We start from the raw sequence: 18981 nt of genomic DNA, 5'->3' as shown, positions 1-18981 counted from the left end.
CCGAAATTTAAGCTTACTTAACTTTATTGTCAAGTATATTGCATTATTTTTTTATGCTCATTTAATTCATCTTTCACTTACGAACCGAGATGTGAGAAAATTTGTTTATTATGTAGTCTAATCAAAAATTAGTATTTTTGTATCTTAAAAATGGAGGATAAATGTCGGAGCTTAAAAAAATAGATATACTCGATGCATTGCGGAACGTGATTGATACTGCTACGGGAAAAGACATTGTATCGGCAAATTTTATAAAGAATATTGATATATACAATTCTTCTGTTACAGTAGAAATAGACTTACCTACTTCTACATCGAGCTATCAGAATAAAATCAGAGAAGAATGTATAGCTGAAATAAAAAAAGCGTTGCCGGATATTGGCAATATCGAGATCAAGAATAAATCGACAGCACAAAAAACAACAGCTACTGCAAATTCCCTTCTCCCAGATGTAAGATATACAATTGCTATTGCAAGCGGTAAAGGTGGAGTCGGGAAAAGCACAGTATCGGTTAATCTGGCGGTAGCCCTTGCTAAGGAAGGTGCCAGGGTTGGTTTGATTGATGCTGATGTTTATGGTCCGAGCATCCCTCTAATGCTTGGAATCGATAAGAATCCCCGAATTTATCAAGATCCTCTAACAGGGCAAATGCTGCCACTCGAAAGTTACGGTATTAAAACTATTTCAATCGGATTTTTAATTGACGAGGATTCACCTGTAATCTGGCGCGGACCAATGGCAAGTGGAGCAATTAAACAATTCATGACAGACGTCAACTGGGCTCAACTTGATTACTTAATTTTTGACCTTCCTCCAGGGACTGGTGACATACAACTTACACTTGTACAGACAATCCCTTTAAGTGGGTCAGTAATTGTTACTACGCCTCAGGATATATCGCTTGCCGATGTAAAAAAAGCAGCGCGAATGTTCCAGAAGGTAAATGTGCCAATTCTTGGAATAGTTGAAAATATGAGTTATTTTATCGCTCCGGATACAGGAAAAAAATATGATATATTTGGAAGCGGCGGGGGTGAAAAACTATCTAAAGAATTTTCAGTTCCTCTACTCGGAAAGATTCCAATAAATCCCGATATCCGCGTTGGAGGCGATTATGGAAAACCGATAGTAATTTCAAATCCTGATTCCGAAGAAGCAAAAATTATTCTTGAGATTGCCCGTAACCTAGCAAAACAGGTAGAAGCAAGTTCTCAAAATTCAATTCCTAAAATTGTTTTAGGAAATTAAGAGGTTAGTTATGAACGATAAATTAAAAGAAAAAGTAGAAAAAGCATTGGAAAATATCCGTCCTTATCTACGTGCCGACGGAGGAGATATAGAACTTGTCCAGGTAACCCCGGAGGGGATTGTAGAAGTTAAACTCACCGGAGCCTGTATCGAATGTCCCATGTCGCAAATGACATTAAGAGCTGGCGTTGAAAGAGCTCTTATACGAGAGGTACCGGGAGTAAGAAGAGTTGAAGCTGTGAATTAATTTTCCATTCATAAATTGTGAGTTAATCTATGCGTAAAAAGGTTGTTGCAGGTAACTGGAAGATGAATAACGACCTCGATTCTTCCGTTGCTCTTATTTCAGAAATTAAAAATTTGCTGGCATCAAAATCGTTAAACGTAGAGATTATAATTTGCCCCCCTTTCACCTCGCTTGATGCTGCCAGTAGTTTAATTAAAAACACTCAAATTAAATTAGGCGCTCAAAATATGTATTTTGAAAAGAGCGGCGCATTTACAGGTGAAATTTCACCTCTAATGTTAAAAAGCGTTGGGTGTCAATATGTAATTTTAGGCCACTCCGAAAGAAGGACTATCTTCCACGAATCGAATCAATTAATTAACAAAAAAATTAAAGCTGCCGTTGAAAACGATTTGCATCCCATTTTTTGCATCGGCGAAACACTGGAAGAACGTGAAAACAGAGTTACGTTTAAAGTTATCGAAACACAGGTGCGCGAGGGACTGCAAGGTCTCAACGCTGACGAACTTAAAAATCTGATCATTGCATACGAACCAGTCTGGGCTATCGGTACCGGAAATACGGCAACACCTGAACAGGCCCAGGAAGTCCATGCATTCATTCGCAAACTGATAGGAGAACTCTATTCGACCGAATTCGCAGAGAAACTAATTATTCAGTATGGCGGTAGCGTTAAGCCAGAAAATTCAGCAGAATTGATGTCCCAACCCGATATCGATGGTGCACTTGTAGGAGGAGCCTGCCTTAAAGCAGACTCGTTCATAAAAATTATCGAATCCGCACAATAAGAGTCATATCAAAATTGATATGCCCCCCTTATTTCTTTATATTTGAGGGTTTATTTTTTATACTTTCCATACAATGATTAAAAATTTGATAATCTTTATAATATTCCTTACAACTTACTTCAACGCCTTTTCCGGTGTTTTAATAAAATCTCTATATTCGGAAAAGAGTTTCAAAATGATTGACTCGACAGCAACTCGCAACGTACTATTCTTAAACAAAAACTGGAAAGTTTACCCGGATAACGAATCAAAAACAAAATTAAACATACCCGCCATTTTCGAAGGGACGTCTTCTATTAATTTCGAAACAAGTTTTTATATTTCTGAAAAAGAAAATAAAACTTACTCCCTCTTTTTCGAAGGAATTAATTACTCTGCAGACATTTCTGTAAATAATTCTTTGATTTTTAAAAAGTCAGCCGCTGAAATTCCTTTCGAAGTAGAGCTTCCATCAGACCTTCTTCGAGTTGGTAAAAATACTCTTATTGTCAAAGTTTATTCCGACGTCGATTCAAAAACTACGATACCTGTTAGACAGCAGTTCCTGACCCCACGTAATTACAATGGCATCATCAGAAACGTATATCTTACTGTAAAGCCCAGAAATTATTTGAAAGAGATTAATTTCAAAACAAATTTTACTCAATCAGGCATTTCGATTGATGCCGCAATTAATCTTTCACTAAATAAGAATTCATATTCAAATTACCGTTTGGAATTCGAATTTCAGCCTGTAAGCAATTCTATTGAGCCAGAAAGATTCTCTTTTACATTGCCTGAGTTGAAAGCAGGTGAAAATAAAAATACATTTAACATAAAATTAAAAAATCCTGCAGTCTGGTCTCCTGAGAATCCCGAATATTATTTAATCAAGACAAGTTTGTTTATAAACGATTCCTTGACAGACCGTACAGTTACAAATTTTGCATTAACGGAATTAAAAGTTAATTCAGGGAAAATTTTACTTAACGGCAGGCATTTTACAATAAAGGGTTCTACTTATTATTTCAACGATGGCGAGTATGATAATTTATCGGCACAAGAAAAGATTAAAGAGCAGCTGATTCGAATTAAGAACGCCGGATTCAATTCAGTACGATTTGCCAAGCAATATCCCAATCCTTATGCAATAAAAATATGCAGAGAGATTGGACTTTTGCCATTGATTGAGATGCCATTAAATTCTGTTCCAGAAGAGATTTTCACGACCAAAGAGTATAGAATGAGGTATAAAGGAATACTAAACGATTTGATCGAAAACTATACTCATTTTTCGAATATTTTCATTGTAGGTCTTGGCAGCTCATTCTTACCTAATTCGGAGGCAACAAAAAATTTCATTGATGAAATTGCTTCTGATATAAAACAAAAAGGCTACGTAACATATGCATCTTTTGCAGGTATCCCCAGCATCTTCTCAAATGCTCTCGATCTATACGGAATTGAGCTCTATTCATACCCAATTGAAAAAATCGAAGCGGAATTTAAAGAACTCAAGCATCCCTATTTTCTAAGCGAGGTAACATATCCCGACTATTATGGAAATGCATCGGGATATTTAGTAAACAATTCCACTCAAGCACAGGCTTATTATTTTGACAAATTTCTGGATATCACGCTTAAAGAGGAGATCGGTTTTATTATAAATACAGTATATAATTTCAAAAGCGCCTATTCTTCTTTTTATGGTGGTTCCTCAGAGAATAATTACACAAGGATTGCGCTATTCAATCGGCCGGATGCAACTAATAGCCTCAGCTATCGAGTTATTGAATCGAGGTTGAAAAATTTATCCAAAGTTACCATTCCAATTGGTACGAGCATAAACGAGAACAAACCATTATTCATATTAATTTCACTTGGTATTTCGATATTAATGGCATTTGTAATTAACTGGCGCAAAAAATTTAAAGACGATTGCAGCCGTGCTTTATTTAGAAGTTATAACTTTTTTGCCGACTTAAGAGATCACAGAATTTTATCGGGTATTCATACTTATCTATTACTCTTTATAGAAGTCGGCTCAATGTCGCTCCTTTTTACAATATTGCTTTACTACTTGCGTACGAATATTTTGTTCGAAAAATTGCTTGTTGATATTGGTTCGTACAAATTAATCGATTTAATGAATTATCTTGCATGGCACCCGGAAGAATCATTTATATTTTTATATCTCTTTTTCCTCGTTAAAATGGTATTCCTTGCTATTGTGCTAAAATTATTTTCATTGCCTTTAAAAAACGAAATTGACTTTCAAACTTTATTTTATGCTATCGTGTGGTCGTTTTTACCCTTCACGATTGTGTTGCCAGTCGAACTGGTATTGTATAAAATACTGGCAATCGATACAATAAACATTATTGCTCTTACGATTTTATTAATGCTTTGTCTCTGGATTTTGTTTAGAATTTTGAAAGCTGTTTATATATTGACGGAATTACATCCGTTAAAAGTTTATTTCTATGGATTTGCTACCATAATTGCAATTTTGTTTTTTATTACTCTTTATTTGCAGGCAACGAATTCGACAGGATATTATATTATTAACACGTTGAAAGAATACGAGACTTTATTACACTAAGAGGCGGAATTGTTTTTATCTAAACTGGAAATATTCGGTTTTAAGTCGTTCGCAAACAGAACCGTAATAAATTTCAATCGCGGTATAACCGGCATAGTAGGGCCGAACGGTTGTGGAAAGACAAATATAGTCGATGCAATTCGCTGGGTTCTGGGCGAACAAAAAACAACGACGCTTCGCAGCGATAAAATGGAAAATGTCATTTTCAACGGCACTCGATTCAAAAAGCCGATGGGAATGTCCGAAGTATCCTTAACTTTAGTAAACGACAAAGGCATTCTTCCAACCGAATATTCTGAAGTTACAATCACACGTCGCATCTTCCGCTCGGGAGAAAGCGAGTATCTGCTCAATAAAAACATTTGCCGTCTGAAAGATATTACTAATCTCTTCATGGACACGGGTATTGGTACTAATGCCTATTCAGTAATCGAACTCAAGATGATCGAAACTATATTAAGTAGCAAAGCAGAAGAAAGAAGGCGATTGTTCGAAGAGGCGGCAGGCGTAAACAAATACAAACTGCGCAGAAGACTTTCTCTAAAAAAGCTCGATGATGTAAAAGCAGATTTGACCAGAGTAAATGATATCGTTTCAGAGGTCGAAAAATCCGTTCGTTCGCTTGAACGACAGGCTAAACGAGCAAATCAATACACTCAAATTCAATCGATTCTTAGAGATAAAGAACTCGACCTCGCCGAACGCGAGTTTGCGCTTTATTACGAAAAGAAAAATCAACTCCATTCAGAAATTGAATCATTTAAAATACAGAAAGATGAAATCGACAAAAAAATACGTGAAATTGAAAATCAACTAATTGACTACAGGAACAAGATTAACGAAGTCGACGCCGCACTTCAGAAGAAAAGAAAAGAAATTTCAGAGATAACAGATTCGATTCACAACAATCAAAAGAGCCTGTCGGTCTCACAGGAACGCCTTAATTCATTGTCATCTAACCACGATCGGTTGATTAACGAAATTGAAGAGTTTCGTAACTTAATTGAAGATACTGAATTTTCAAGGGAAGAAGCAGAACAAAAACTTAAAAATATTGAGACGGAGCTGGAAAACGGTACGACGGATCTGCAAACCACCGAGAAAACAATTGAGACTAAACGTGCAGAGCTTGAATCCAAACGAAAAGAATTAAGAGAACTACAGGAAAAGAGATTTGCAATTCTAAGAGAAATATCGGACAAAGAAAATTATCTTTCAGCTCTCAATAAAGAACTCGATTCACATTCTTCCAGCATTGAACGCTTAAATACCAAGATACAGGATATAACCAACAAAATAGCCAAGACGGTTGGATTTATTGAAGAACTGAACAATGAAAGAAATGAAGCTGAGAAAAAATTAAACGAAGCCGGTCTGGAATTGACCATACGCCAGAAAGAAAAAGCCGACCTCGAAACCGAACTCAATTTGTTAAAAGAATCCGAAATAGAAAAGAAAACCTTGCTCGTTTCCCTGAAGGAAAAAATCGACTTCATCCAGACACTAATTACAAACCTCGAGGGACTCTCAAACGGCTCAAAAATTCTTATAGAAAATGACGAATGGACCGAAAAAGAAAAACTCATCTTTGCCGATGTCGGCAATACAAAAGAAGAATTTAGATTTGCACTCGAAGCAGCTCTAAAATCTGTGCTCAATAACCTTTTGATAGAAAGTACAGACGAGCTCGTAAAAGCAGTCGATTATTTGAAAAAAAACCAGCTCGGCAAAGCTTCATTTTATTTGCTCAAAAACAACCAGGTCAAAACTTCGATTATCGGAAAACTGAACAGTTTTGCACAAAGAAGGCGAGCAAAAAAAATTGAAAAGGAAGAAGGCTTTCTCGGATGGGCAGCTCAATTTGTTGAAACCGATAAAAAATGGGAACCCTACTTTATTCAGATTCTCAATAATATCGGGATTGTAAAGGACCTTAATACCTGCTTACGTCTCCACTCTCTCTTCCCTGATTTTGGATTGGCTACTCTCGAAGGTGACCTTATATTATCCAATGGGATTATCATAGCCGGGTCGCTTCCTAAAGAAGACGAAACTCTCTTCGGAAGGCGTAAACTACTCGAAAATCTCAGAGCACAACTTCCATCACACGAAAAAGAGCTCGAAGAAATTAAAATAAGCATAGAAAAAGTAGAATTGCGGATTTCTGAAATTGACTTAAAACATCTTTCAGAAAGAGAACGACTGATATCAAACGATTTGTTGAACATCGACAAGCAAATTTCACAGCTCGAATTTGAAAAGAAAAAAGCAAATGAGGAGATAGAGAGCTCACGTCACGAAATTACTGAACTGGCCGAGAAGTCGAATATGCTTCAATCCCAGATTTCAGAAATCAACTCAACGCTGGAAGAATTATATATCAGGAAAGAAAAGATTGATTCGGAAATATCGGAATTTGAAACTAACTTGAAAGAATTAGAAGATTCATATAATCTACTTACAAAATCTTTTAACGATAGAAAACTCGAACTGGAACGACTCCGCGGTGAAATTAATAATATAAAGTCTGTAGTTGAACGCTACGAAGTTGACATCATCAATTCTACCAGAGGAATTGAAAAGAGAGAGGCTTCGATCAAAAATAATCAACTTGAAACCGAAGAGCTAAGAACTCGAATTGAAGAATTAATCGCTGAGCTCGATATCCTTGAAGGCGAACGAAATGCTATACGTGAAGAAGAAAATAAAATTGCCGACGAGTTGAGAAAAATAAAAGACGAAGCTTCTTCTTATGAAAATCAATTGCGCGATTTACGAAATAAGCGACAGGAGATTTCTGATGCTATCCATTCATTCGATATAAAGGAAAGTGAAATCAACTATAAAATAGAAACGTTGAAAGAACATATACGCGAAAACTACAACGTAGAACTCGAATTGAAAGAATTCCACGACTTGCACGAATTCAACTTCGAAGAAATATCGAAAGAAGTACACGACCTCAAAGAAAAGTTGAAGAATCTCGGACCGGTGAACTTGCTGGCATATTCAGAATATGAAGAAGAAAAGAAGCGACTCGATTTCCTTCTCAAACAAAGAGACGACTTAATTGAATCCGAGAAGGACTTGATTAACACAATCAACGAAATAAACGACACGGCACAAAATTTATTCCTCGATACATTTGAAAAAATTAGAGAGAATTTCATAAAGATATTCCAGACTCTTTTCAATCCAGGCGACGAAGCCGACCTTAAGCTGGAAGAAGGTGTCGATCCACTTGAAGCAAAAATTGAAATAATGGCAAAACCGAAAGGCAAACGTCCAACTTCGATTGAATTACTTTCGGGTGGTGAAAAAACCCTCACTGCCACCGCCCTCCTCTTTGCTATTTATCTCGTTAAGCCTTCACCTTTCTGTATACTCGACGAAGTGGACGCGCCACTCGACGACGCCAATATCGATCGGTTTACCAAACTATTAAAAGAATTCAGCAAGGATACTCAGTTTATCATTGTAACGCACAATAAAAGGACAATGGAAGCAGCTGAAACTATGTACGGCGTTACCATGCAGGAAGAAGGAATATCGAAACTTGTTGGTGTGCGATTCGAAGAAATTCCGGAGACACAAAGTTGATTACTTCGAAAATAACATTTAAAATATTTGTTGACTTCGACGGAACAATCACCAAAAACGACGTCGGAGAAATATTATTCCTTCGATTTGGCGATAAAGAAAAAGCCGACAAAATCGTACGCGATTGGATCGACCATAAAATAAATTCCAGAGAATCTTGGCGCCTCCTCTGTAGTACAATCGAGAATCTGGATAAAAACGAATTCAACAATTTTATTGATTTACAGGAAATCGACGAATCATTTAAAACTTTCGTTGACTATTGCAAAAATAATAACCATGAACTTCGCATTGTAAGCGACGGACTCGATTATTATATCGACCGGATATTGAAAAAAGAAAATTTATCGTTTGTTCAACGTTTTTCAAACAAACTTGTTTTTGATGCTCACGGCGGCTTTTATCCTGAGTTTCCTTATACTGATGAAGAATGTCACAGATGCGCCAACTGTAAAAGAAATCATATCATTAATTATTCTGACGATAAAGACTATACCGTCTATATTGGTGATGGTTATTCCGACTTATGTCCTGCTCAATATTGTGATTTTATTTTTGCGAAAGGTTCGCTCCTGCGTTACTGCGAAATCAATAGGATCACGTACTTTCCTTTTGAAAATTTTGACGATGTAATTAATAAATTAAACGAACTTGGCACAAAGAAACGCTTGAAAAAACGTTTCCAGGCACAGTTAAAAAGAAGAGAAGTTTATATTCAAGGATAACTATGAGCAATTTTGCAACAAAAATTTTCAAGTACAGAAGTTATACTCCTATTCCTTTTTTATTGTTGATGTTGATATTCCAGCAAGCTACTCCTGCAAGCCTGATTGTTGGATTTATAATTGTTCTGGTAGGAGAATTTTTTAGACTCTGGGGAGTATCGTATGCCGGTAGCGAAACACGAACTACGGGAGGTGTCGGGGGAACTTATCTCGTAGTATCGGGAGCATTTGCACAAGTGCGTAATCCTCTCTACTTTGGCAATCTCTTGATTTATACGGGTATTGGCGTTATGTCGATGGCACTTTATCCATATTTACTGATTATTGCTCTTGCATTTTTTATATGGCAGTACAGCGTAATCATAAAAGAAGAAGAAAACTATTTGAGAAAAAAATTCGGCAAACCTTACGAAGATTATTGCAATCAAGTTCCGAGATGGATACCGACTTTTTCGAAATATAATAACCCCGGACTCCCCCAACCGGAATTTAATCTTAAAGCCGGACTTAAATCCGAACGACGTACTCTTCAGGCAATTTCCATTACCGTATTATTGTTAATAATACTTTATTTGGTTACAAATTGAACAAAAAGATTATGATCATAGCAGGCGAAGCCTCAGGTGATTTGCACGGGGCAGAACTAATAAAACAAATTAAAAAAATCGACCCGACAATCGAATTTTACGGAATAGGGGGCGACCGTATGATTTCCGCTGGTCTTCAGCCTGTTGTTCACATTAAACGTATGGCATTCTTAGGTGTAACTGAGATTATTCGACATCTACCTTTTATCAGAAAAGTGCGCAATCAACTGATCGATTTAGTTAATAAACACAAAATTCGAAATGCTATATTAATCGACTATCCGGGATTCAATCTTCGAATCGCAAATAAATTCAAAAAACTGGGATTAAAGAACTTCTATTACATTTCGCCGCAAGTATGGGCATGGGGTAGAAGAAGAATTAAGATAATAAAAAAAATAATCGACAAAATGATCGTCGTCTTCCCTTTCGAAGAAAAATTGTACAAAGACAATAATATCGATGTCAGTTATGTCGGACATCCTTTGATTGAGAAGATTGAAAATTACGAATTCATACCGCGGAATGATTTCTTTAAACAATTCAATCTCGACATAAACAAAGAAATTTTATTACTTGTACCAGGAAGCAGGAAACATGAAATTGAAAAAATTTTTCCAATAATTCTTCCGGCTGCCCAAAAAATTGCGAGCAACAACAATTTACAAATTGTAGTGGCTTGCGCCGATAACATCGATACTTCGATATACCAGAAATTTGGTAACAATAATTATAAAATTATTAAAGGACATACATACGAGCTTTACAAGTATGCACATTTTGGTATTGTAAAATCTGGTACATCCACACTTGAAGCAGCATTGCTCGGTCTTCCATTTGTCGTAGTATATTCAACCAATATAATCACTTATTTGTTGGGTCGTATGTTTGTAAGGCTCGAGCATATTGCAATGCCGAATATATTGCTTGGAGAAAAAGTCGTTGAGGAATTGATCCAGAATGACCTTAAGGCAGACAAGATTATCAATATCTCAAACGAGATACTCAATAATCCTCAAAAGTATGATGAAATAAAAAACAAATTGAGTAAAATAAAATTGATGCTTGGAAATTCGGGCGCTTCCCGAAGAGCAGCGGAATTAATTTACAGCCAACTAAATGAAGCTTAACAATTTTCAAAAAAAAATTGCCCGTTACTTGGGCATTAGAGCTGGATACTTTTTAATTAATACTTTGGTAAAAACTTACAGAATAAAACGAATAAATGGGAACCATCTGGATGAAATGATTGAAAAAGGTAAAAATTTTGTGGTTGCTTTCTGGCACGGCTCGATGATACCCGGATGGTATTTGCATAAAAATTTAAATTCCGCCGCTCTGGTAAGTAGGAGCAAGGATGGAGATGTACTATACCACATACTTGATAAGTGGGGTTTTAAAGTTGTTCGTGGTTCAAGTCATATTGGAGGAAAGGAAGCTCTTGAAGAAATGATTACACTTTTGCGAGGAAAATACAATCTGGTAATTACACCCGATGGACCGCGAGGCCCTCGACATGTAATGAAAGCCGGAGCTGTAGTTACGGCCAAGAAAGCTGGCGTTGCTCTATTTCTGGCCGGCATATCGATAAAAAATAAAATTTGTTTCAACAGCTGGGATAAATTCGAATTCCCTCTTCCTTTTACTAAAATTAACGTAATATATTCCGAACCTATTTACATCGATAAGGAACTCGATTACGATGCAACTACTAAACTTATTAATGAATGTGAAATTGCTTTGAATAAACTTCAACAGGAAGCAGAAAAAATTGATTGACCTGATAAGAATATTATTGGCACCTTTGGTTGCCTTCTATTATTTGGCGATGAGATTAAGAAACTATCTGTTCGACAAGGGAATCTTTAAAACAGAAAAAGTTGATGCGAAAGTGATTTCGGTCGGTAACATAACGGTGGGAGGCTCGGGTAAAACTCCAGCAGTTTTATATATTGCGGACATTTTGAAAAAGAATGGAATTAAAACGGGAATTCTGAGCCGTGGGTATCGCCGTAAAACAAGCGGGTATCTGCTGGTCTCCGATGGAAATAATATTTTCGCAACCGTTGACGATTGTGGAGATGAAATGCATTTTATAACTACTGAGACAAATCTTCCAACAGCAGTTTCGGAAAACCGGGTTGATGGCTGCAAGCGAATGATTGAAGAGACTGATATCGAAGCCATAATACTCGACGATGCTTTTCAACATAGATGGATTTTCAGGGATATCGACATCGTGATAATCGACCAGCGCTTTATAAACAAAGCAGGTAGTAGAGAACAACAGTTATTGCCACTCGGCAATATGCGAGAGCCGTTCGATTCACTTAAACGCGCAGATATCATAATTTTAAATCGCAAATTCCTCGACAATTATTATCTCCCAGAATCACTGAAACATCACTTCGATAGTAAACCCATTTTTCAAGCATATTACGAAGTCGAAGGAATTTACGACGTAAAGACACACAAAAAGTATTCGTTAGAAGATTTCAAGGGACAAAAAAGTTTAATAGTTTGCGGAATTGCAAAGCCACATTCATTCCTCAATGTACTCGAAAAAAACGATATTGATTTTACCAATAAAATGCTCTTCCCCGATCACAAAAATTATACTTTGAAGGAAGTACAGGCAATACGTAAGCAGTTTTACGATACGAATGCATATTCGGTTCTTACTACACAGAAAGATGCAGTCAAACTGACAAAATATTCAAAGGAGCTGGACGACATCGATATTTTCTATCTAAAGATTTCTTTAAGAATGGAAGACGCCGAGACTTTTGAAAAAATGATAATTGATAAAATAAAACATAATCCCACTCACAATAACTAATTGGAGGTAAAATAATGGCAAAAAGTAAGTCACAATCGCAGCCCAAGACTCCAAAATATGTTTATTTCTTCGGAGGTAAGAAAGCCGAAGGAAGAGCAGACATGAAGGAGCTTCTTGGCGGTAAAGGTGCAAACCTTGCAGAAATGGTTAACATTGGATTGCCTGTACCTGCAGGATTTACAATCACAACCGAAGTATGTACCGCTTACTACAAAAACAACAAAAAATATCCGAAAGAGCTCAAGCAGCAGGTACTCGACGCACTCAAGAAGGTTGAAAATGTAATGGGAGCAAAATTCGGAGACAAAGACAATCCGTTGCTTGTTTCAGTACGTTCGGGTGCCAGAGCTTCGATGCCCGGTATGATGGAAACAATTCTGAATGTAGGATTAAACAACGAAACACGCGAAGGATTGATTAAAAAGACAAACAATCCCCGCTTTGTATACGATTCGCACCGCCGCTTAATCCAGATGTATTCGGATGTAGTTATGGAAAAAGCTGCAGGAATCGAACCAGAAGAAGGTAAGGGCGTACGTCAACAGCTCGAAGCTGAACTCGAAAAAATGAAAGAAGCAAAAGGCTATCAAAGCGATGTCGACCTTACTGCAGATGATTTGAAAGAACTTGTTGAAATCTACAAAGCTAAGGTTCTGGAAGTACTGGGAAAACCTTTCCCGGAAGATCCGATGGAACAATTGTGGGGCGCAATTGCTGCAGTATTCCAGAGCTGGATGGGTAAACGTGCTATTGCATACCGTCGTTTCGAAGGAATACCCGACGATTGGGGAACTGCAGTTAACGTTCAGTCGATGGTATTCGGAAATATGGGCGACACTTCAGCCACCGGTGTTGCATTTACACGAAATCCTGCTACCGGCGAAAATTATTTCTACGGCGAATGGTTACCAAACGCACAGGGCGAGGACGTAGTTGCCGGAATTAGAACTCCCAATCCAATCAACGAAGTCGGAAAATCCGAACACAATAAGCATCTTCCCTCGCTTGAAACAGCAATGCCAAAGGTTTATAAAGAATTGCTCGGCTATCAGAAAGTACTCGAAAAACATTACCGCGATATGCTCGATATCGAGTTTACAATTCAAGAAGGCAAACTTTATATGCTGCAATGCCGAGTTGGTAAACGCAATGGACCTGCAGCCGTAAAAATGGCGCTCGATATGTTGCAGGAAAAATTAATTACAAAAGAAGAAGCAGTTTTACGCGTTAATCCTTCACAGCTGGACGAACTTCTTCACCCGATTATCGATCCGAAAGCAGAAACATCAGCAACAATGGTTGCAAAAGGTTTGCCTGCAGGACCTGGCGGCGCAAGCGGACAAATTGTATTTACTTCCGAAGATGCTGTTAAATGGGCTAAAGCAGGTAAAAGAGTTATTCTTGTACGCGAAGAAACCAATCCAGAAGATATCGAAGGAATGCGCGCAGCCGAAGCTATTTTAACTGCAAGAGGAGGTATGACTTCTCACGCAGCTTTGGTAGCACGTGGCTGGGGTAAATGCTGTATTGTTGGTGCTGGCTCCATAAAAATCAATTTCAGTGAAAAAACAATGACCACTAACGGTTACACTCTTAAAGAAGGCGATTGGATTACACTCAACGGCACCAAAGGCGTTGTTTATCTCGGCGAATTACCAATGATTAAAGCTGCCGAAGAGAATCCATACTTCCAGAAATTGATGAAATTGTGCGATCAATTCAGAAAACTCAAAATCAGAACTAATGCCGACACACCAGAAGATGCTATCAAAGCAAGAGCTTTCGGTGCAGAAGGCATTGGTCTTTTCAGAACCGAGCATATGTTCTACGGCAAGAATTCAGAGGAACCCCTTTCCAAACTACGCAAAATGATTGTTTCTAAAACTGAAGAAGAAAGAAGGAATGCTCTCGACGAATTATTCCCGTATGTAAAAGCTGATATAAAAGGTACTCTCGAAGCAATGGATAAATACGGTGTCACAATCAGAACACTCGATCCACCATTGCATGAATTCGTACCAAATCGTCAGGATGAACGAGAAAAGCTTGCCAATAGCCTCGGCATTACGCTCGAAGAATTAAACGAACGTGCTGAATCGCTACATGAAAATAATCCTATGATGGGACACAGAGGCGTTCGTCTTGGAATTACATTCCCCGAAGTTACTGAAATGCAAGTTCGTGCAATTTTCGAAGCTGCTGCAGAATTAATCAAAGAAGGTAAAAAGCCTTTCCCCGAAATTATGATTCCGGTTGTAAGTCATGTTAACGAATTGAAGCACCAATATGATATCGTTGTTCGTGTTCATCAAGAAGTATGTGAAAAATTTGGTTTGAAAAAAATTCCACATCTGACAGGTACTATGATTGAAATTCCTCGTGCTGCAATAACTGCAAATAAAATTGCCGAGTATGCACAATTCTTCTCATTCGGTACAAACGACCTTACACAAATGGGATTTGGATTTTCGCGTGACGATATAGGTGGATTCCTCCCGGATTATCTTGAAAAGAAAATACTTCCCGAAGATCCATTCCAGTCAATCGATCAGGAAGGTGTTGGTGAATTGATGAGAATTGGCGTAACAAAAGGACGTGCTACCCGACCCGATCTTAAAATTGGTATCTGCGGTGAACATGGTGGCGAACCCAAGTCGGTCGAATTCTGCCACAATATCGGTCTCGACTACGTAAGTTGTTCACCTTTCCGCGTACCAATTGCACGCCTTGCAGCAGCTCAGGCAGCAATTAAAGAAGCAAAAGCTGCTAAAACTGCTACTAAGAAAAAAGTTGCCAAGACAACCAAGAAAAGAAAATAATCCTGATTAAATTACAAGGCTGCCTCTATAATGGGGCAGCCGAAATATTTTTTGACAAAAAGGAGACGAGGAAATAATGAAGCTATCGGATTTCAAATACAATTTACCTAAGACTGCCATTGCAAAATTTCCAGTTAATCCACGAGATGCAGCAAAATTAATGGTGCTTAACAGAGCAACTCAAGAAATTGAGCACAAAGTCTTTTCCGACATAATCGACTATATGGACAAAGGTGACGTCGTCGTTATTAACAAGACAAAAGTTATGCAAGCGCGCCTTATCGGCAAAAAAGAAAGGACAAATGCAAAGATTGAAGTTTTTGTCCTACGTGAGCTTAACAAAGAGGAAAATATCTGGGATGTAATCGTTGACCCGGCAAGAAAAGTAAGAATTGGCAATAGAATCTATTTTAACGATAAACTCTGGTGTGAAGTTATTGACAATACAACTTCACGTGGTAGAACTGTCAGGTTCAATGAAGATGCTGGCGACATATTCAAAGCAATTGAAGAAATCGGTAATACTCCTTTACCACCTTACATTAAACGCGACCCTGTTCCAGAAGACCGTGAAAATTATCAAACTATTTTCGCAGAAATCGACGGCTCGGTTGCTGCTCCAACTGCCGGTCTTCATTTTACTCCTCAACTCGTAAAGAAAATCGAAAAGAAAGGAATACAATTTGCGTCAGTAATTCTACACATAGGACTCGGCACATTCAGACCCGTTGAAGTTGAAGATTTAACAAAACACAGAATGGATTCAGAATATTATGAAATTCCGGTAGAGACTTCTGAAATAATAAATAAAGCTCTTAAAAGTAAAAAAAATGTGTTTGTAGTTGGAACGAGTACATGTCGTGCTCTTGAAAGCAGCGTTACGGCTGAAGGTTTTTCGAAACCCAACAAAGGCTGGACTGACAAATTCATCTTTCCGCCTTACGATTTCAAAATTACTAAAAAGTTGATAACTAACTTCCATGCACCCGAATCGACACTACTAATGCTCACAGCTGCTTTTGCAGGATACGATTTTACGATGAAGGCTTACAAAAAGGCATTGAAGGAAGGATACCGTTTCCTGAGTTACGGTGATGCAATGTTAATTCTCTAAATATTATGGAAAAAGTTATCGCAATTATACCAGCAGGCGGAACAGGCAAAAGACTTAAGTCGTCTGTTCCTAAACAATTTATCCGTGTCAATGGTAAAGAAATAATTGCATACACACTACATAAATTCCAAAAATCATCGATAATAAGTGAAATTATAGTTGCTACACATAAAGATTATATCACTCAATTGAAAGAAATTAAAGATAAATACTCATTCGACAAATTGAAAAAAATAATTACCGGCGGGTCAGAAAGACAATATTCTGTTTATTACGCTTTGAATTCGATTGACGATGCATTTGATGAAGACATAGTTATAGTACACGATGCTGTAAGACCACTTGTAACCGATAATATTTTAATTTCTTCCGTAGATGCGGCAAAAAAATTTGGTTGTTTCGTTACAGCTATTAAAGCAAAAGATACTTTAATCGAAGGTGAAGGTTTTGTTAATTCTTATTTGGATAGGTCAAAATATTATTATGCACAGACACCTCAGGGTGCCAGGTACGGAATTTTCAAAGAAGCTTTTGAAAAAGCAGCTAAAGAGAATTTCCTTGGCACTGATGAATCGATGTTGTTCTATCGGAACGGTAACAAAGTGAAAATTGTAGAAGGATCGTCACTTAATTTCAAAATAACTACAGAAGACGATCTCAAACTATTTGAACTTCTACTTAAATCTGGTGAACATTTATAGCTTTTATTTTGTTTTAAAATTGCATAAAATTGTGTTAGAAATTAAAAAGAAGTAGTTATGCTTAATTTATTATTTGTTGTTATTCTATCGTATCTTGTAGGGTCTATACCTACAAGTATTATCATTAGCAAACTTGTAAAAGGAATTGACATCCGTCAGTACGGTAGCGGAAACGCTGGCGGTACAAATGTTTTTAGAGTACTTGGTTGGAAATGGGGAGTATTGACCATATTGTTCGATGCACTGAAAGGAGCCATTGCAGTTATTGTTGTGGCGCGACTCTATCTGGATAATTTCCCATTTAACAATATTACTCCATTCGATGATTTCACACTAGTACAAATACTTTGTGGCGTTGCAGCGGTCATTGGCCATATATGGACTGTATTTGCTGGATTTAAGGGTGGTAAAGGAATTGCAACTGCACTCGGTTTTCTGTTAACTATTATTACAGTCGACATGCTGTTTGCGCTTGGTATATTTTTAATAGTTGTTTATTTCTCTCGTTATATATCGCTCGGTTCTCTAACTGCTGCAGTATCGGTGCCGATAATTCTAATCGTACGCGAAAATGTATTTGGCGTGCACATTGCCAGCTATGGCATAATACTACCGTTTGCTATTGCTCTTGCATTACTTGTAATATACACTCACCGTAAGAACATAGATCGACTACTTAAAGGAAGCGAAAATAAAATTTCTTTCGGAAAGAAATAAATGCGAATTTCAGTTTTAGGAGCCGGTGGCTGGGGCACCACCTTGGCAATCCTTCTACACTTTAACGGTCACGAAGTTACCCTCTGGGAATACAAAAAAGATTATGCCAAAACATTAGTCAGAACGAGAGAAAACAAGATTTATCTTCCCGGTATTAAGATTCCAAAAGAAATTCAGATAACGCATTCGCTTGAAGAAGCATGCCATCAACGGCATATGATTGTTATAGCAATACCCACTCAGTATATTCGCAGTGTCCTTTCCCAAATAAAGAAAAATGATTTTTCCAACACAACCATTGTAAGTGTTTCAAAAGGAATTGAGCGCGATACGTTGATGACAGTTTCTCAAATCATACAGGATGAATTAAAAAACATCTCTCATTCACAGATAGGTGTACTTTCCGGTCCGAGCCACGCCGAAGAAGTAAGCAGAAAAATACCGACTGCAGTCGTAGCTGCATCGAGCGACGAATTGACCGCCAAGGAAATTCAAGCAGCTTTTATTACATCGTATTTTCGCGTCTACTCTTCTACCGATATCTTAGGAGTTGAATATGGTGGAGCTTTAAAGAACGTAATTGCAATTGGTGCAGGTATTGTCGATGGAGCAAATTTCGGAGACAATACGAAAGCCGCAATAATGACAAGAGGCATTGCTGAAATATCGAGACTCGGTTTAGCGCTGGGGGCACGTCCTGAAACTTTTGCTGGTTTGTCCGGTATGGGCGATTTAATTGTAACGTGTATGAGTCGACATAGCCGTAATCGATATGTGGGAGAACAAATTGGCAAAGGCAAAAAATTAAAGGAGATTCTCAAATCGATGAAAATGGTCGCCGAAGGCGTCGAAACCAGTAAAGCAGTCCATAAGTTATCCGAAGAACACAAAATTGAAACTCCAATTTGTTCGGCTGTTTATAAAATTTTATTCGAAGAGCGCGATCCAGTTAAAGTCACTTATGAATTAATGACACGGGATATGAAACCAGAAACAGAATAACACTTCATTTC

At 37.6% G+C, this 18981-nt stretch carries 15 protein-coding genes; all 15 read left to right on the top strand.

Features of this window, described 5'->3' with window-relative positions; all coding sequences use genetic code 11:
* Nucleotides 1-161: 161 nt before the first annotated feature.
* The 15 genes from apbC (at nucleotide 162) to ACSSV9_RS07090 (ending at nucleotide 18970) form a co-directional block, all read left to right on the top strand.
* A complete protein-coding gene (gene apbC / locus ACSSV9_RS07160; protein WP_437346561.1) occupies nucleotides 162-1250 on the top strand; it encodes an iron-sulfur cluster carrier protein ApbC in 1089 nt (362 codons plus the stop codon).
* Nucleotides 1251-1260: 10 nt separating this feature from the next.
* Nucleotides 1261-1497 (top strand): NifU family protein, encoded by a 237-nt coding sequence (locus ACSSV9_RS07155; protein WP_437346560.1) that lies wholly within the window; start codon nucleotides 1261-1263, stop codon nucleotides 1495-1497.
* A gap of 29 nt (nucleotides 1498-1526) precedes the next feature.
* Nucleotides 1527-2285, top strand: coding sequence for a triose-phosphate isomerase (gene tpiA / locus ACSSV9_RS07150; protein WP_437346559.1), 759 nt, complete (start codon nucleotides 1527-1529; stop codon nucleotides 2283-2285).
* A 175-nt stretch (nucleotides 2286-2460) separates the two neighbouring features.
* Nucleotides 2461-4866 (top strand): sugar-binding domain-containing protein, encoded by a 2406-nt coding sequence (locus ACSSV9_RS07145; RefSeq protein WP_437346558.1) that lies wholly within the window; start codon nucleotides 2461-2463, stop codon nucleotides 4864-4866.
* Between the two features lie 9 nt (nucleotides 4867-4875).
* Nucleotides 4876-8466: a chromosome segregation protein SMC gene (gene smc, locus ACSSV9_RS07140; protein WP_437346557.1), complete on the top strand. Its 3591-nt coding sequence runs from the start codon at nucleotides 4876-4878 to the stop codon at nucleotides 8464-8466.
* Entirely contained in the window at nucleotides 8463-9191 is a 729-nt protein-coding gene (locus ACSSV9_RS07135) for an MtnX-like HAD-IB family phosphatase (RefSeq protein ID WP_437346556.1), read from the top strand. The genes smc and ACSSV9_RS07135 overlap by 4 nt, the downstream gene beginning before the upstream one ends.
* Nucleotides 9192-9193: 2 nt before the next feature.
* Nucleotides 9194-9778, top strand: coding sequence for a methyltransferase family protein (locus tag ACSSV9_RS07130; RefSeq protein ID WP_437346555.1), 585 nt, complete (start codon nucleotides 9194-9196; stop codon nucleotides 9776-9778).
* On the top strand, nucleotides 9775-10908 hold the full coding sequence (gene lpxB / locus ACSSV9_RS07125) for a lipid-A-disaccharide synthase (RefSeq protein ID WP_437346554.1): 1134 nt from the start codon (nucleotides 9775-9777) through the stop codon (nucleotides 10906-10908). Before ACSSV9_RS07130 ends, lpxB begins: the two co-directional genes overlap by 4 nt.
* The gene (locus ACSSV9_RS07120) at nucleotides 10898-11557 is read left to right on the top strand and encodes a lysophospholipid acyltransferase family protein (protein WP_437346553.1); all 660 of its coding nucleotides are present in this window, start codon (nucleotides 10898-10900) and stop codon (nucleotides 11555-11557) included. Before lpxB ends, ACSSV9_RS07120 begins: the two co-directional genes overlap by 11 nt.
* Nucleotides 11550-12617 (top strand): tetraacyldisaccharide 4'-kinase, encoded by a 1068-nt coding sequence (gene lpxK / locus ACSSV9_RS07115; protein WP_437346552.1) that lies wholly within the window; start codon nucleotides 11550-11552, stop codon nucleotides 12615-12617. Before ACSSV9_RS07120 ends, lpxK begins: the two co-directional genes overlap by 8 nt.
* A gap of 14 nt (nucleotides 12618-12631) precedes the next feature.
* Nucleotides 12632-15436: a pyruvate, phosphate dikinase gene (gene ppdK / locus ACSSV9_RS07110; RefSeq protein WP_437346551.1), complete on the top strand. Its 2805-nt coding sequence runs from the start codon at nucleotides 12632-12634 to the stop codon at nucleotides 15434-15436.
* Between the two features lie 76 nt (nucleotides 15437-15512).
* Nucleotides 15513-16550 (top strand): tRNA preQ1(34) S-adenosylmethionine ribosyltransferase-isomerase QueA, encoded by a 1038-nt coding sequence (gene queA / locus ACSSV9_RS07105; protein WP_437346550.1) that lies wholly within the window; start codon nucleotides 15513-15515, stop codon nucleotides 16548-16550.
* A gap of 5 nt (nucleotides 16551-16555) precedes the next feature.
* Nucleotides 16556-17251 carry a 2-C-methyl-D-erythritol 4-phosphate cytidylyltransferase gene (ispD, locus tag ACSSV9_RS07100; protein ID WP_437346549.1) on the top strand — a complete coding sequence of 232 codons (696 nt, stop codon included), beginning with the start codon at nucleotides 16556-16558 and terminating at the stop codon, nucleotides 17249-17251.
* A gap of 57 nt (nucleotides 17252-17308) precedes the next feature.
* Nucleotides 17309-17968, top strand: a complete 660-nt coding sequence (gene plsY, locus ACSSV9_RS07095) for a glycerol-3-phosphate 1-O-acyltransferase PlsY (protein WP_437346548.1) — start codon at nucleotides 17309-17311, stop codon at nucleotides 17966-17968.
* Nucleotides 17969-18970: an NAD(P)H-dependent glycerol-3-phosphate dehydrogenase gene (locus ACSSV9_RS07090; RefSeq protein ID WP_437346547.1), complete on the top strand. Its 1002-nt coding sequence runs from the start codon at nucleotides 17969-17971 to the stop codon at nucleotides 18968-18970.
* The last annotated feature ends 11 nt before the right edge of the window (nucleotides 18971-18981 follow it).

This window comes from Melioribacter sulfuriphilus (genome assembly GCF_051488685.1).
In the GTDB taxonomy this organism is placed as follows: Bacteria; Bacteroidota; Ignavibacteria; order Ignavibacteriales; family Melioribacteraceae; genus Melioribacter.
This window is presented reverse-complemented; position numbering and strand designations above follow the sequence as displayed.

Bases quoted from the DNA above. Each gene is read 5' to 3' on its own strand.
- apbC (WP_437346561.1), top strand. From the start codon at position 162: ATGTCGGAGCTTAAAAAAATAGATATACTCGATGCATTGCGGAACGTG.
- ACSSV9_RS07155 (WP_437346560.1), top strand. From the start codon at position 1,261: ATGAACGATAAATTAAAAGAAAAAGTAGAAAAAGCATTGGAAAATATC.
- tpiA (WP_437346559.1), top strand. From the start codon at position 1,527: ATGCGTAAAAAGGTTGTTGCAGGTAACTGGAAGATGAATAACGACCTC.
- ACSSV9_RS07145 (WP_437346558.1), top strand. From the start codon at position 2,461: ATGATTGACTCGACAGCAACTCGCAACGTACTATTCTTAAACAAAAAC.
- ACSSV9_RS07130 (WP_437346555.1), top strand. From the start codon at position 9,194: ATGAGCAATTTTGCAACAAAAATTTTCAAGTACAGAAGTTATACTCCT.
- ACSSV9_RS07120 (WP_437346553.1), top strand. From the start codon at position 10,898: ATGAAGCTTAACAATTTTCAAAAAAAAATTGCCCGTTACTTGGGCATT.
- ppdK (WP_437346551.1), top strand. From the start codon at position 12,632: ATGGCAAAAAGTAAGTCACAATCGCAGCCCAAGACTCCAAAATATGTT.
- queA (WP_437346550.1), top strand. From the start codon at position 15,513: ATGAAGCTATCGGATTTCAAATACAATTTACCTAAGACTGCCATTGCA.
- ispD (WP_437346549.1), top strand. From the start codon at position 16,556: ATGGAAAAAGTTATCGCAATTATACCAGCAGGCGGAACAGGCAAAAGA.
- plsY (WP_437346548.1), top strand. From the start codon at position 17,309: ATGCTTAATTTATTATTTGTTGTTATTCTATCGTATCTTGTAGGGTCT.
- ACSSV9_RS07090 (WP_437346547.1), top strand. From the start codon at position 17,969: ATGCGAATTTCAGTTTTAGGAGCCGGTGGCTGGGGCACCACCTTGGCA.